The sequence below is a fragment of the Streptomyces changanensis genome (assembly GCF_024600715.1).
Classification (GTDB): Bacteria; Actinomycetota; Actinomycetes; order Streptomycetales; family Streptomycetaceae; genus Streptomyces; species Streptomyces changanensis.
This window is the reverse complement of record NZ_CP102332.1, coordinates 1,789,944-1,803,192: the sequence shown is the minus strand read 5'-3', so window position 1 is coordinate 1,803,192 and position 13,249 is coordinate 1,789,944. Positions and strand designations below refer to the sequence as shown.

Below are 13,249 nucleotides of genomic sequence, written 5' to 3'. Positions count from 1 at the left end.
TCCGGCACCCGGACCTCATATGACCGCCATGTGGATGTTGTGTCCCGGACAATCGGAGGGGGTGCACTGGGGCGATGACGTCCGACGACACCCTGTTCCGCGCGGCCGCCCGACACCTCGGTCGGCGGGGCTTCCTCACCGGCACGGGCGCCGCCGCCGCGCTCGCCTTCGCCGTCGGCCTCCCCGCCGCCGGCGCCGCCCAGGCCGCCGAACTCGACGCCCGGAAGATCACCGAGGACCCGTTCACGCTCGGCGTCGCCTCGGGTGACCCGCTGCCGGACGCCGCCCTGCTGTGGACCCGCCTCGCGCCCCGCCCGTACGAGCCCGGCGGCGGGCTGCCCGCCGCGCGGGTGGCCGTCCGGTGGGAGCTCGCCCACGACGAGCGCTTCACCCGCGTCGTCCGGCGCGGCCTCGCCACCGCCCACCCCGAGCTGAACCACACCGTCCACGTCGAGGTGCCGCACCTCGAACCGGGCCGCGCCTACCACTACCGCTTCCGCGCCGGCGGCTGGACCAGCCCGCCCGGCCGCACCCGCACCGCCCCCCACCCCGGCGCCCGGCCCGCCTCGCTGCGCGTCGCCGCCGTCTCCTGCCAGGCGTACCACGACGGGTACTTCACCGCGTACCGCCACCTCGCCGACGAGCCGGACCTGGCCGCCGTCGTCCACCTCGGCGACTACCTCTACGAGTACGCGGTCGACGCCACCGGCGGCGCCCGCGCCTACACCGACCGCCGCCTGCCGGCCCACTTCGCCCGCGAGACGGTCACCCTGGAGGACTACCGGCTGCGCTACGCCCTGTACAAGACCGACCCGGACCTGCGGGCCGCGCACGCCGCGCACCCCTTCGTCGTCACGTGGGACGACCACGAGACGGAGAACAACTACGCCGGCGACCGCCCCGAGAACGACGTGCCGCCCGAGGAGTTCCTGCTGCGCCGCGCCGCCGCGTACCGCGCGTACTGGGAGAACCAGCCGCTGCGCCGGCCCCAGCGGCCGTCCGGCCCGGGCATGCGCCTGCACCGCAGGCTGCGCTTCGGGCGGCTGGCGCAGTTCGACGTGCTCGACACCCGGCAGTACCGCTCCGACCAGGCGTACGGCGACGGCTGGCGCGTCCCGGGGCCCGAGTCGGAGGACCCCTCGCGCACCATGCTCGGGGCCGAGCAGGAGCGCTGGCTGCTCGACGGGTGGCGGACCTCGGACGCCCTGTGGAACGTGGTGCCGCAGCAGGTCGTCCTGGCGCGGCGGCGGAACGTGCCGGGCCCCGGATACAAGCTCTCCATGGACGCCTGGGACGGCTACCCGGCGGCCCGCCGCCGCTTCCTCGACGGCGCGCGCACGGCCGGCGCCGACAACCTCGTCGTCCTCACCGGGGACGTCCACGTCGGGTACGCCCTGGACCTGAAGGCCGACTTCGACGACCCCTCCTCGCGCACCGTCGGCACCGAACTGGTCGCCACCTCGATCACGAGCGGCCGGGACGGCACCGCGCGTCCCGCGAACTGGGGCGACCTCACGGCGGCCAACCCGCACCTGCGGTTCTACGACGGCCGGCGCGGCTATCTGCGCGTCACCTTCGACGAGCGGCTGGCCCGCGCCGACTTCCGGACGGTGAGCGCCGTCACCACACCCGGCGCGCCCGTCACGACGGCCGCGTCGTTCGTGACGGAGGCGGGCGCGCCCGGCCTGCGGCCCGCGTAGGGCAGCGGTGCGGTGCGGGCGTCGCGCGCGGGCGGTACGGGCGTTGCGCGCGGGCGGTACGGGCGTCCCGCGCGGGCGGTACGGCGTCGCGCGCGGGCGGTACGGCGTCGCGCGCGGGCGGTACGGGCGTCCCGGGCGGGCGCACCGGACGGGCGGGCGGCCACCCGCCCCGTGCTCCGTGCCGCGCGGCTACTCGCCGGGGTAGCGGACGCCGACGCGTTCCCGTACCGCGTCGAGCGTCCGCATCACCGCGAGCGTGCCGTCCAGCGGCACCAGCGGCGACTCGGTCGCGCCGGCCCGCAGGCAGCGCATCACCTCCGCCGCCTGGTGACGCATCGAGTCCCGCCGCCCCGCCGCCCGGAACTCCTCCGGCTCCCGGCCGTCGCGCAGCAGCGTGAACGCCTCCGGGTGGAAGAAGCCGCGCGGGAACTCGATCCGGCCCGCCGTCCCCGTCACCGACGCCGTCTGCGGAGTGTCCGCCACGACGGAGCACGACAGCAGCGCCGTCGCCCCGGAGTCCCAGCCCAGCAGCACGCCCGTGTTCAGGTCGACGCCCTCCGGGGAGAGCAGCGCCTGCGCCGCCACCCGGTCCGGCTCGCCGAGCAGCAGCTGCGCGAAGGCCACCGGGTAGACGCCCAGGTCCAGCAGCGCCCCGCCGCCCGCGGCCGGGTCGCGCAACCGGTGCCCCGGGTCGTCGGGGCCGACCAGGCCGAAGTCCGCGTGGACCGTGCGCACCTCGCCGATCGCCCCGTCCCGCACCAGCTCCACCAGCCGCCGCACGAGGGGGTTGTAGTACGTCCACATGGCCTCCATCAGGAACACCCGGCGCCGCCGCGCGAGGGCCACCAGCTCGGCGCCCTCGCGGGCGTTCAGCGTGAACGGCTTCTCGCAGAGCACCGCCCGGCCCGCCTCCAGGCACAGCCCCGCCGCTGCCCGGTGCGCGGCGTGCGGTGTCGCCACGTACACGACGTCGACGTCCTCGTCCGCCGCGAGCGCCGCCCACGACCCGTGGGCACGGGGTATCCCGAACCGCTCGGCGAAGGCGTCCGCCGAGGCGGTCGACCGGGACGCCACGGCGACGACCTCCGCCTCGTCGCCCATCTCCAGCAGGTCGCGGGTGAACCTCGCCGCGATCCCGCCCGTCGCCAGCACACCCCAGCGCACTTTCCCCGACGCTCGCGGCACTCCCGGCCCCCATCTCGATTGAGGTTTAAACCACTGTGATCGAGCTGAGAGCATAGGGGGCGCCCCCCAGGACAGGAGATGAGATGCCGGAGCCCGGCCCGAGCACCCGAGGACACATACCGACCACCCACCCCACCGGCACCGAGGCCCTGACCGGCGCCGGAGCGGAGACCCCGACCGGCACGGGGAGGACCCCGGCCGGCGCCGAGAAGCCCCCGGCCGGAGCCCAGGCCGCTCCCGCCGGCACCGCGGCCCGCCGCGTGGGACTCCTCGTCACCCTCGTACTCGGCGGGCTGACCGCGCTGCCGCCGCTGTCCATGGACATGTACCTCCCGGCCCTGCCGCAGGTCACCGGATCCCTGAGGTCGCCCGCCGCCACCGTCCAGCTCACCCTCACCGCCTGTCTCGCCGGCATGGCGCTGGGCCAGCTGGTCGTCGGGCCGATGAGCGACCGGTGGGGGCGCCGCCGGCCGCTCCTGGTCGGCATGGTGGTGTACGTCCTCGCCACCGCCGCCTGCGCCCTCGCGCCGAACGTCGCCCTGCTCGTCTCCTTCCGCCTCGCCCAGGGGCTCGCCGGCGCGGCCGGCATCGTCATCGCCCGCGCCGTGGTCCGCGACCTGTACGACGGCGTGGAGATGGCCCGCTTCTTCTCCACGCTCATGCTGATCTCCGGCGTCGCCCCGGTCATCGCCCCGCTCATCGGCGGCCAGATCCTGCGGATCACCGACTGGCGCGGCGTCTTCCACGTGCTGACCGTCGTCGGCCTGCTGCTCACCCTCGTCGTGTGGCGGTGGCTGCACGAGACGCTGCCGCCCGAGCGGCGGCACGGTGGCGGCGTCGGCTCCGCGCTGCGCACCATGCGCGGGCTCCTCGCCGACCGGGTCTTCACCGGCTACATGCTCTCCGGCGGTCTCGCCTTCGCCGCGCTCTTCGCGTACATCTCCGCCTCGCCGTTCGTCGTGCAGGAGATCTACGGCGCGTCGCCCCAGACGTTCAGCCTCCTCTTCGGCCTCAACTCGATCGGCCTGGTCGCCGTCGGCCAGATCAACGGCAAGCTGCTCGTCGGCCGGGTCAGTCTCGACAAGGCGCTCGGCGCCGGCCTCGCCGTGATCACCCTCGCCGCCCTCGCCCTGCTGCTGATGACCAGTGGCGTCTTCGGCAGGCCCGGGCTGGTGCCGATCGCGGCGGGCCTCTTCGTGCTCATGTCCGCGATGGGCCTGGCGATGCCGAACACCAACGCCCAGGCGCTGATGCGCACCCCGCACGCCGCCGGCTCGGCGTCGGCGCTGCTGGGGACGTGCTCGTTCCTCATCGGCGCGGTCGCGTCGCCGCTCGTCGGCATCGCGGGCGAGCACACGGCCGTCCCGATGGCCGTGGTGCAGCTGGTGTGCGCGCTCGGCGCGCTCGCCTGCTTCCTCGGGCTGTGCCGCCCGTGGCAGACCGCCCGCACCCGATGACCCGTACCGCACCCGGCCGGGGCCGGGCGGCCGGGCCCGGCGTGCGACCTCCGGGTCCTGGTGACCACCGGATACGGCGTGCCCACCGCGCCGGGCCCGGTCGCCCCACCCGGGTACGGCCACGGCCCCGGGTGCGCCCCGGGCACCGGGTACGCCACGGCCTGGGCGTGACCACTGGGTCCGGCGTGAGCACCGGATACGGCGTCGCGCCGGGCCCGGTCGCCCCACCCGGGTACGGCCACGGCCCCGGGTGCGCCCCGGGCACCGGGTACGGACTCCGCGCCGGGCATGCCCCCCGGGGGCCGCGCCCCGCGACCGGTGACCATGGTCCGTGGACCGGCGGGTGTCGTGGCCGGTCACGGGCGCGGCAGCCCATGACCGGTGGCCCGCAGCTCCACGACGGGCTTGCTCCTGGCGGGCGACCGGTGAGGTGTTCACAACCGCTGACCGCTGACCGCTGACCGCTGACCCGTGGCCGGCGGCCGGTGACCGGCGACCTGGACTGGCCGGGTGGCCGGTGGCCGGTGGCAGTCCGCCCGTGGCGGTGGCCGGTGGCCGCACCGGGCCGGACCGTCCCGCCCGGCGCGCCTACGATGGGTCGGTGAACGCCTCCCCCCGCACCCCGGACGCCCTGCGCGCCGCCCTCGCCGGGCTGCTCGACGGGCTGCCGCCGACCAAGGCGGCCCAGGCCGTCGACCGGCTCATCGCCAACTACCGCGGCACGACCCCCACCGACGCGCCCGTCCTGCGGGACCGCGCGGATGTCGCCGCGTACGCCGCGTACCGGATGCCCGCCACGTTCGAGGCCGTCCGCTCCGCGCTCGCCGCGCTGCGCGACGCCGCCCCCGACTGGACGCCCGCCACGCACACCGACGTCGGTGGCGGTACCGGCGCGGCCGCCTGGGCCGTCGCCGAGGCGTGGGAGGAGACGGGCGACGACCGCGCCCCGCGCACCACGGTGCTCGACTGGGCGGAGCCCGCCCTCGGGCTCGGCCGCGAACTGGCCGACGCGTCCGGGCTGCCCGCGCTGCGCGCCGCAGAATGGCGCCGGGCGAGGATCGGTTCGGCCCTGCGGCTGGACGCCGCGGACCTCGTCACCGTCTCGTACGTGCTCAAGGAGCTCACCCCCGCCGACCGCGACGCCCTCGTCGACGAGGCCGCCAGGACCGCCAGCGCCGTGGTGGTCGTCGAGCCGGGGACGCCCGACGGGTACGAGCGGATCATCGCCGCCCGCGACCGGCTCGTCGCCGCCGGGCTGCGGGTGGCGGCGCCCTGCCCCCACAGCGGGGCCTGCCCGATCGAGCCGGGCAGCGACTGGTGCCACTTCTCCGCCCGCGTCAGCCGCTCGTCGCTGCACCGCCAGGTGAAGGGCGGCTCCCTGGCGTACGAGGACGAGAAGTTCGCCTACGTGGCGGCGACGCGGTTCCCGGCCGAGCCGGTGGCCGCCCGTGTGGTCCGCAGGCCGCAGATCCGCAAGGGGCAGGTCCTGCTCGACCTGTGCACCACCGACGAGGGGCTGCGCCGCGACACCGTGACCAAGCGGCACGGCACGCGGTACAAGGAGGCCAGGGACGTGGAGTGGGGCGACGCCTGGCCACCCGCCTGACGGGTGACGGGCACCTGCCGACCGGGTGGGTCGGGCGGCGCGCCCGCTGTCCCGGTCCGCCCCGGGAGGCTGGGGTGGGGAACATGACACGCCTCGTTGGACGCGGACTGGCGGCGCCGCTCGTGGCAGCCGCCCTCCTGACCGCCCCCGCCACCGCCCACGCCACCGCGCCCGCGCCGAAGGAGGCGACCCGGACCATCGAATGGGTCGCCGTCCTCAAGAGCCACACCAAGCCCGCGAGGGTGCGCGAGGGCGCCGACTGGACCACCTACGCCCACCTCCACCTGAAGGCCCGCGACGGCCGGCCCGGCAAGAAGATCGGCGACACCACCGCCCACTGCGCCGCGATCCTGGTGAACCAGCGCGGCCACGTCACACAGTGCTCGCGCGTGCTGCGCACGGACGCCGGGCACCTCAGCCTCACCGAGACGATGGACCGCTACGGCAAGGGCCCGCACTCCGCGCCCGCGGCCGTCACCGGCGGCACCGGCGCCTACGCGGACGCGGAGGGCGAGGCCACCGTCGTCCTGCACGGTGACATCGCCACGTTCCGCATCGTCCTCGACGACTGAGAGGCCCGGACACCCCGGGCACCCCGGACACCCCGGGCACCCCGGTTGTCCAGGGCCCCCGGACGTCTCGGGCCCCCGATGTCTGGACGCCCGGACGCCCGGACGCCCCGGACACCCGGACGCCTCGGGCGGTCCCGGGGCGGTGGTGGCGCACCGCCCCGGGACCGGCCGCGATCCGCGTCCCGCGCCCCGCGACGCGCGGACGGCGGTCCGCGGCGCGCCGTCCGGCGGGTCAGGCGGCGCCGGGCGGCGTCCCCCGCAGCTCCTGCGTGCAGCACTTCACGCTGCCGCCGCCCTTCAGCAGTTCGCCCAGGTCCATCCCGACCGGCTCGAAACCGCGCCGCCGCAGCTGCTCGAAGAGCCCCACGGCCGCCTGCGGCAGCACCACGTGCCGGCCGTCGCTCACGGCGTTCAGCCCCAGCGCCGCCGCGTCCGCCTCCTCGGCGATCAGCGCGTCGGGGAAGAGCCGCGCCAGGACCGCGCGGCTGCCGGGGGAGAAGGCGCCCGGGTAGTACATGATCTCGTCGGCCGCGTCGTCCAGGACGCACAGGGCCGTGTCCAGGTGGTAGTAGCGCGGGTCCACCAGGTCCAGGCCGATCACCGGCCGGCCGAAGAACTCCTGCGCCTCGTCACCCGCGAGGGAGGTCGAGCGGAAGCCCCGCCCGGCCAGCAGGTACGAGGCCGTGACCGCGAAGTCCCCCTCGCCCTCGTTGACGTGCTCGGGCTCGTGGACGTCCGTGAAGCCGTGGGCGCGGAACCAGTCACGGTGGGCCTGCGCCTCGGCCGTCCGCTCGGGGTAGAGGAAGCGCGCCCCCAGCACCCGCCCGTCGACGACGGTGGCGCCGTTCGCGGCGAACACCATGTCGGGCAGGTCCGGGCGCGGCTCCAGCAGGTCGACGGTGTGACCGAGGGCGCGGTAGCGGTCCCGCAGGTCCTCCCACTGGGCCAGGGCGAGCGGCAGGTCGACCGGTTTCGCCGGGTCCATCCACGGGTTGATGGAGTACGTCACCTTGAAGTGCGCGGGTGGGCACATGAGGTAACGGCGAGGTGATGCGTCACGAGGCAAAGAAGGCTCCTCACGAACGGCCGGCGCACGCGGTGTGCGCGCACCGCCATGGTGCGCCGTCCGGAGCCTCCCGCGCATCGGACCGTACGGGTGGTTGCCCGGAAAAGCCTCCGTCCCGCGGGACGGACCGGGCCGCTCCGCGCCGTTGGTACATTCCTGCCATGGCCGAGACCACGGCGGCGTCCGGGAGGACGCCCGACTCCACGCGCCGCAGCGAGCGCTCCCGCCGCGCCATCTTCGACGCGGCCCTCGCCCTCGTCGGCGAGGTGGGTTTCGCCCGGACGACCGTCGAGGGCATCGCCGCCCGCGCCGGGGTCGGCAAGCAGACCATCTACCGCTGGTGGCCCTCCAAGGCCGCCGTCCTGCTCGACGCCTACCTGGACCTGGCGGCCGGGGCGGCCGAGGACGGCGAGGCCGCCCTGCCGGACACCGGCGACCTCGCGGCGGACCTCCGCACGGTCCTGCGCGCCACGGTCGACGAGCTGAACGACCCCCGCTACGAAGCCCCGACCCGCGCCCTCACCGCCGAGGGCGTCGTCGACCCGGTCCTCGGCGCCCGGTTCGTCGAGCGGCTGCTCGAACCGCAGCTGGAGCTGTACGCGCGGCGGCTGCGCGCCGCCCAGGACGCCGGGGACGTGCGCCCCGACGTGGACCCGCGCGTCGCCCTGGAGCTCTTCGTCGGCCCGCTGACCCACCGCTGGCTGCTGCGCACCCGGCCCCTCACCCACGCCTACGCCGACGAGCTCGTCGGTTACGCCCTCCACGGCATCGCCGCACGCCCCTGAGCGCCCCCACCCGACGCGTGGACCTCCTCACGGTGAACGCCGGACGAACGGCGGGCATACCCCGACAAAACCCGGCAACCCGAATGGTCCGGCGGTCCTTCCGCCCACGGTGCCCGCCCCAGGTTGGGAGGACCTGTCACCTGCGGCGCGCGATGGTGGGACCATGGCAGGGACCACAGGGGCTCGTATCAGGTGTGAGGGGATAGATGGGCGACGGTATCGGCCGCTACCGCGGCACGGAGAGCAAAATCGCGCAGTGGCTGCGCCGCCGCCCGAGGAAGCCCGCTGCCGACGTCCCGAGCCGGGAGGAACTCCTCCAGGCCTCGGCGGCCGCCGGACTGCCGCTCGCCCCCGCCGCGCATCCGGTCGGCTACCGCTGTTCCTGTGAGCGCATCGGCTGTCCGACGCCCGCCCGCCATCCCCTCTCCTTCGCCTGGCAGACGCAGTCGACCACCGACCCCGCGCAGATCGAACGGTGGGCGGAGGGCCAGCCGCAGGCCAACTTCATCACCGCGACCGGCATGGTCCACGACGTCCTCGACGTTCCGCTGGAGGCCGGTCGCGCCGCGTTGGAGCGGCTCCTCGCGGAGGGCGTCGAGGTGGGCCCCGTGGCGGAGTCCGGGGACGCGCTGGGCGGCGGCCGGGCGCTCTTCTTCACGGCCACGCGCGGCACGCCCGAGGACGAGGACGAGTGGTGGCCGTGCGAGCTGGACTGCCACCCCGAGACCATGGACGAGCACCCCGGCCTGCGCTGGCACTGCCGCGGCAGCTACGTCCTCGTCCCGCCGGCCCGGCTGCCCGGTGACCGTGCCGTGCAGTGGGTCCGCGGGCCCGAGCACCCGCTGCCGGACCCGCTGACGCTGCTGGAGGCGCTCACCGACGCCTGCGCCCGCCACGCCGACCGGTACGACGAACACAGCGAGCACCACGCGGTGGCCTGGCCGCTGACCCGCTGACCCGCTGGGGCCGTCACCCACCGGCCCGCCGCCCGCCGGCCCCTGCCGAGGGGCGCGCGACCGACTGCTCCGCTGACCGCCGAGACCGCGGCGGGCTGATCCGCCCAGGCGGCGCCCTGGCACCCCGGCGGCCCGGCGGCCCGGCGGCCCGGCGGTCCGCCGGTCCGGCGAGGTTCGCCCCGGCCGGTGGTGCGCGGGGCCGGGCGGGTGCGGGGCGGGGTCAGGAACCCTTCAGGGCCGTGACGCCCTGCATGCGGTTGACCACCCGTACTCGGTCGCCCTCGGCCCCGGCCGGCGCGACCCGCGCCGTGAGGCCCGCCACCCACTCCTTGGTCAGGGTGTTGCGCACGTCCCCGCTGAGCAGCGGCTTCTCCGCCGGGGTCACCTTCGGCCGGTACCCCTGCGCGGCCGTGCGCCGCTCGAAGAAGCGGGACGAGAAGAAGACCAGGGCCCCGCCGTCCTCGGTGACGAGGCCCACCGGCGCGAACGGGCCCGAGTCCAGGGCCTGGTCGGCGAACTGCAGCGCCAGCCCCGGCCGGTTGGCGATCCTCGTCCGGTTCTCCCGCAGCCCGGACGTGTGCGGGCCCGCGGCGAACACCTTCGGCTCCCCGGTCTTCAGGTACGCCGCGTACTCCCGGCTCAGGTCGGCGGGGGCCGCCGCGAGGGAGGCGCCGTCGGCCGGCGCGGCCTCGGCCCAGCCGTCCGCGTCCCGGCGGAAGGCGGGGACGTCGCCGGGGGCGAGGACGGCCAGGTGCGCCGCCTCCCACATCCGGTCGGAGCCCTCGCGCACGAACAGCAGCACCCAGCGGTTGTCGCCGGCGCCCCGGTCGGTGTCCAGGTTGGAGTCCGCGTCCGCGACGAACCAGCGCGGCCAGCCGGCCTTCTTCGGGATGGCCCACCGGACGTCGGACAGCTCCAGCGGCCTGTGGTCCGGGTTGCCGTCCGGGTGCGTCACCGAACGGGCCTTCAGTCCGGCCTGGTTTATCGCCCCGAGCGAGCCGGTCACCCGGTGCGCGTCGAGGGACGGGTCGTACGCCCAGTCCGCGGCGTTGTACGCGGTGGTGAACTCCGCGAGCGCCCGTTCCGCCTCATCCGTCGTGGCCGTCGGTACCACCGCCCGCTCGCCGTGCACCGTCACGCACCCGCTCGCCGCCAGGGTCAGCGCCGCCACCGCCGCCACCGCGGCGAGCCGCCTGCGGCCCCGCGCCCGGCCCAGCCCCTCCACCAGCCCTCGCATCGGTTCTCTTCTGCTCCTCGACCCCGACCGGCAACGACCGACCGAACCCTACCGGGGCCGGTGCGAGGACGAACGCCGGGACCAGGAAGAGCACCCACACCGCGACCTGGAGCACGGACGGGTCCGGCCGCACCCCGAACGCACCCTCCAACAGCGCCCCCGGCCAGCGCTCCGGCGACACGGCGCCGCCCAGGTCGAACGCCCGGCCCGCCCAGCCGCCGCCCGGCGCCACCACGTCCTCCCACTCCCGCACGCCCTGCGCCAGTACCCCGGCCGCCACCACCAGCAGCGCACCGCCCGCCCAGGCGGCCGAACGGCGCGGCGACAGGCGCCGTACGCCGGCGTGGACCGCCCAGCCCAGCAGTGCCGCGACCGCGAGGCCCAGCAGCACCATCCCCAGCGGGCCCGCCGACCCGGCTCCGTCACGGGCGGCCGACACCGTCGCCCACACGAACACGGCCGTCGCCAGGCCCTCCCGCGCCACCACGAGGAAGGCCGTGGCCGCCGCGAACCCGGGGCGCACCCCACTCGGCCGCAGCACCGCCAGGGCGACGCACACGGCGGCCGCGACGGACGGGACGCCGCCGAGGACCCGCCACGCCGTGGGCGTCAACTCCCGCGGACCGAACTCCAGCACGGCGCCCAAGGCCAGGACCGCGCCCGCCCCGGCGACCGCCCCGCGCCACAGCGCCCGCGACCGGTCGCCCCGCCCGTCGCGTACGAGCCAGACGGCGAGCAGGCCGAGGAGGAGGGCGGTCTCCAAGCCGCCGCGCAGCCCTGCCAGATGGGAGCCGAGCACAGGAGGCGCCTTTCGGGTCGTCGGCCGGCCACCGCGGTCACGCGGTCCGGTGGTCGTCGGTGGGGCGGTCGGGGTGGTCGTCGGTCGGGCGGTCGTCGGTCGGTGGGCAGCCGTCGGCCGGTCACCGTGGTCACGCGATCCGGCGGTCGGGCGGTCGGCGGGGCCGTCGGGCGGTCGGGCGTCGTGCTGCCCGGCAGGCGGGGCGGCCGACCGCCCGACCGCCCGGTCATCGGCCGCCGGCCGGAGCCCGCGCGCGTCCCGGATGGCGTACGGGCCGAACACCCGTCACCCGCACGCCCCCGCGCGGTGGTTCGCGATGCGGGCGGTGTGCCGGAGCGGGCGGCGGTCCGTCCGCACACGGTAGCGAGCGGCCGCCGCCCCGCCGCCCGGCGGGGTCCCGGGGCCGGCGTCCCGGGTACCGGCCGGGAGCCCGGGTGCCGTGTTTGAATGCCCCGGTGAACACGGCACACGACGTCCTGGCGGTCTTCTGCGGCCCCGACGGGCGGCACGGCAACCGGCTCGGCGTCGTACGGGAGGGCCGCGACCACCCCGACGCGGGGTCCCGGCAGGCCCTCGCCAAGGAACTGGGCCACCCCGGCACGGTCTTCGTCGACGACCCGGAGCGGGGCGTCCTCGACATCCACGCGCCCGGCGCCCGGCTGCCCTTCGACGCCCATCCGGTCCTCGGCGCCGCCTGGCTGCTGGACCTGGAGGTGCTCGACCTGCCCGTCGGCGAGGTGTGGGCCCGCCACGACGGGGAGTTCACCTGGATCGAGGCCCGTCCCGAGTGGGCGCCGCCCTGCGCGCTCGTCCGGTACGCGTCGGCGGCGGAGGTCGACGCGCTCGACGTGCCGCCGCCGGGGGCGCCCGGGGGCGCCGGAGTCCTCCCGGGCGGGCCCGGGGAGACGGTCTACGCCTGGGCGTGGGAGGAGGAGGCCGCGGGCCGCGTGCGCGCCCGCGCCTTCCCCGGGCGCGGCGAGGGCGCGGGCGAGGACGGGGCGACGGGCGCGGGGGCGCTGCGCCTCACCGCCCTGCTCGGCCGCGCCCTCAACATCGTCCAGGGCGCGGGCTCGCAGATCCTGACCGCCCCGGGCCCCGACGGCGTGGTCGAACTGGGCGGCCGGGTCCGCCGGATCGGCGCGTGAGCACCGCGCTCACGCGCTGAGCGGGAACTCCCCGGCCAGCTCGCGGAAGACGGCGGTGTTGTGGGCGAAGGCCCGCTTGCACTCGTCCACGATCCGCTGGCGCTCCAGGTCGTCGGCGTTCACCCGGTCCAGCAGGTCGCGGTAGTCGCGCTTGAAGGCCGCGGGGTTGCCGATGCCCTCGAAGACATAGAAGCGGACGCCGTCGCCCTTGCGCGCGAAGCCCCAGGCGCGCTCCGCCCGGTCGCGGATGACCTGCCCGCCGGAGAGGTCCCCCAGGTAGCGCGTGTAGTGGTGGGCGACGTACCCCGCGGGCCAGGTGCGGGCGCACTCCTCGACGCGGGCGGCGTACGCGGCGGTGGCCGGCAGGGCCGAGACGCGGTCCCGCCAGCCGGGGCCGAGGAGGTGGGCGAGGTCCCGCTCCAGCGCCGGCGCCCGGAACAGCTCGCGCCGTACGAACGGGCCGGCGACCGGGTCGTCCGCGAGGCGGTCCGCGCCCTCCTCCAGCGCCCGGTACACGAACCAGAGCTGCTCGGTGTAGCGGGCGAAGGCGTCCACCCCCAGGCGGCCGCCGAGCATGTCGCCCATGAAGGAGGAGGTCTCCGCCTCCGTGTGCGCCGCGTGGGACGCGGTGCGGATCAGGGTCGAGAACGGGGTGGCGGGTGCGGTGGCGCTGGCGTCCAAGGCGGGCCTCCGGGACCGAGGGGTGCGTCGGCGTGACGGACGAGCGGGGTGGCGACCACC

12 protein-coding genes are annotated in these 13,249 nt (G+C 76.5%); 7 read left to right on the top strand and 5 right to left on the bottom strand.

What is annotated here, in order from left to right; translation table 11 throughout:
- Positions 1–74 precede the first annotated feature (74 nt).
- The gene (locus NRO40_RS07900; RefSeq protein WP_058943514.1) at positions 75–1,700 is read left to right on the top strand and encodes an alkaline phosphatase D family protein; all 1,626 of its coding nucleotides are present in this window, start codon (positions 75–77) and stop codon (positions 1,698–1,700) included.
- 189 nt (positions 1,701–1,889) lie between these two features.
- On the opposite strand, the gene NRO40_RS07895 is transcribed toward NRO40_RS07900, so the two are convergent.
- Positions 1,890–2,864 carry a Gfo/Idh/MocA family protein gene (locus tag NRO40_RS07895; RefSeq protein ID WP_058943515.1) on the bottom strand — a complete coding sequence of 325 codons (975 nt, stop codon included), beginning with the start codon at positions 2,862–2,864 and terminating at the stop codon, positions 1,890–1,892.
- Between the two features lie 104 nt (positions 2,865–2,968).
- Between NRO40_RS07895 and NRO40_RS07890 the strand changes: the two genes are divergently transcribed.
- The 3 genes from NRO40_RS07890 (at position 2,969) to NRO40_RS07880 (ending at position 6,520) form a co-directional block, all read left to right on the top strand.
- Entirely contained in the window at positions 2,969–4,342 is a 1,374-nt protein-coding gene (locus NRO40_RS07890) for a multidrug effflux MFS transporter (RefSeq protein ID WP_058943516.1), read from the top strand.
- 601 nt (positions 4,343–4,943) lie between these two features.
- A complete protein-coding gene (locus NRO40_RS07885) occupies positions 4,944–5,948 on the top strand; it encodes a small ribosomal subunit Rsm22 family protein (RefSeq protein WP_058943532.1) in 1,005 nt (334 codons plus the stop codon).
- Positions 5,949–6,031: 83 nt separating this feature from the next.
- Positions 6,032–6,520, top strand: a complete 489-nt coding sequence (locus tag NRO40_RS07880; protein WP_157901902.1) for a hypothetical protein — start codon at positions 6,032–6,034, stop codon at positions 6,518–6,520.
- Positions 6,521–6,752: 232 nt separating this feature from the next.
- Here NRO40_RS07880 and ddaH read toward each other — a convergent pair whose 3' ends face one another.
- Entirely contained in the window at positions 6,753–7,664 is a 912-nt protein-coding gene (ddaH, locus tag NRO40_RS07875; protein ID WP_408056981.1) for a dimethylargininase, read from the bottom strand.
- Positions 7,665–7,747: 83 nt separating this feature from the next.
- Here ddaH and NRO40_RS07870 point away from each other — a divergent pair, with 83 nt between their 5' ends.
- Positions 7,748–8,371, top strand: coding sequence for a TetR/AcrR family transcriptional regulator (locus tag NRO40_RS07870; RefSeq protein WP_058943519.1), 624 nt, complete (start codon positions 7,748–7,750; stop codon positions 8,369–8,371).
- Positions 8,372–8,577: 206 nt separating this feature from the next.
- The gene (locus NRO40_RS07865) at positions 8,578–9,327 is read left to right on the top strand and encodes a bifunctional DNA primase/polymerase (protein WP_058943520.1); all 750 of its coding nucleotides are present in this window, start codon (positions 8,578–8,580) and stop codon (positions 9,325–9,327) included.
- Between the two features lie 220 nt (positions 9,328–9,547).
- Here NRO40_RS07865 and NRO40_RS07860 read toward each other — a convergent pair whose 3' ends face one another.
- On the bottom strand, positions 9,548–10,498 hold the full coding sequence (locus NRO40_RS07860) for a hypothetical protein (RefSeq protein ID WP_079047269.1): 951 nt from the start codon (positions 10,496–10,498) through the stop codon (positions 9,548–9,550).
- Positions 10,416–11,363 (bottom strand): FTR1 family protein, encoded by a 948-nt coding sequence (locus tag NRO40_RS07855; protein ID WP_079047268.1) that lies wholly within the window; start codon positions 11,361–11,363, stop codon positions 10,416–10,418. The genes NRO40_RS07860 and NRO40_RS07855 overlap by 83 nt, the downstream gene beginning before the upstream one ends.
- 455 nt (positions 11,364–11,818) lie before the next feature.
- Here NRO40_RS07855 and NRO40_RS07850 point away from each other — a divergent pair, with 455 nt between their 5' ends.
- The gene (locus NRO40_RS07850) at positions 11,819–12,508 is read left to right on the top strand and encodes a PhzF family phenazine biosynthesis protein (protein ID WP_232791166.1); all 690 of its coding nucleotides are present in this window, start codon (positions 11,819–11,821) and stop codon (positions 12,506–12,508) included.
- Between the two features lie 9 nt (positions 12,509–12,517).
- On the opposite strand, the gene NRO40_RS07845 is transcribed toward NRO40_RS07850, so the two are convergent.
- A complete protein-coding gene (locus tag NRO40_RS07845; protein WP_058943523.1) occupies positions 12,518–13,189 on the bottom strand; it encodes a biliverdin-producing heme oxygenase in 672 nt (223 codons plus the stop codon).
- Between the last annotated feature and the right edge of the window lie 60 nt (positions 13,190–13,249).

What these genes read in the sequence shown, in the direction of transcription:
- NRO40_RS07900 (WP_058943514.1), top strand. Translation starts at nt 75, where the DNA reads ATGACGTCCGACGACACCCTGTTCCGCGCGGCCGCCCGACACCTCGGT.
- NRO40_RS07870 (WP_058943519.1), top strand. Translation starts at nt 7,748, where the DNA reads ATGGCCGAGACCACGGCGGCGTCCGGGAGGACGCCCGACTCCACGCGC.
- NRO40_RS07865 (WP_058943520.1), top strand. Translation starts at nt 8,578, where the DNA reads ATGGGCGACGGTATCGGCCGCTACCGCGGCACGGAGAGCAAAATCGCG.
- NRO40_RS07880 (WP_157901902.1), top strand. Translation starts at nt 6,032, where the DNA reads ATGACACGCCTCGTTGGACGCGGACTGGCGGCGCCGCTCGTGGCAGCC.
- ddaH (WP_408056981.1), bottom strand. Translation starts at nt 7,664, where the DNA reads ATGCGCGGGAGGCTCCGGACGGCGCACCATGGCGGTGCGCGCACACCG.
- NRO40_RS07890 (WP_058943516.1), top strand. Translation starts at nt 2,969, where the DNA reads ATGCCGGAGCCCGGCCCGAGCACCCGAGGACACATACCGACCACCCAC.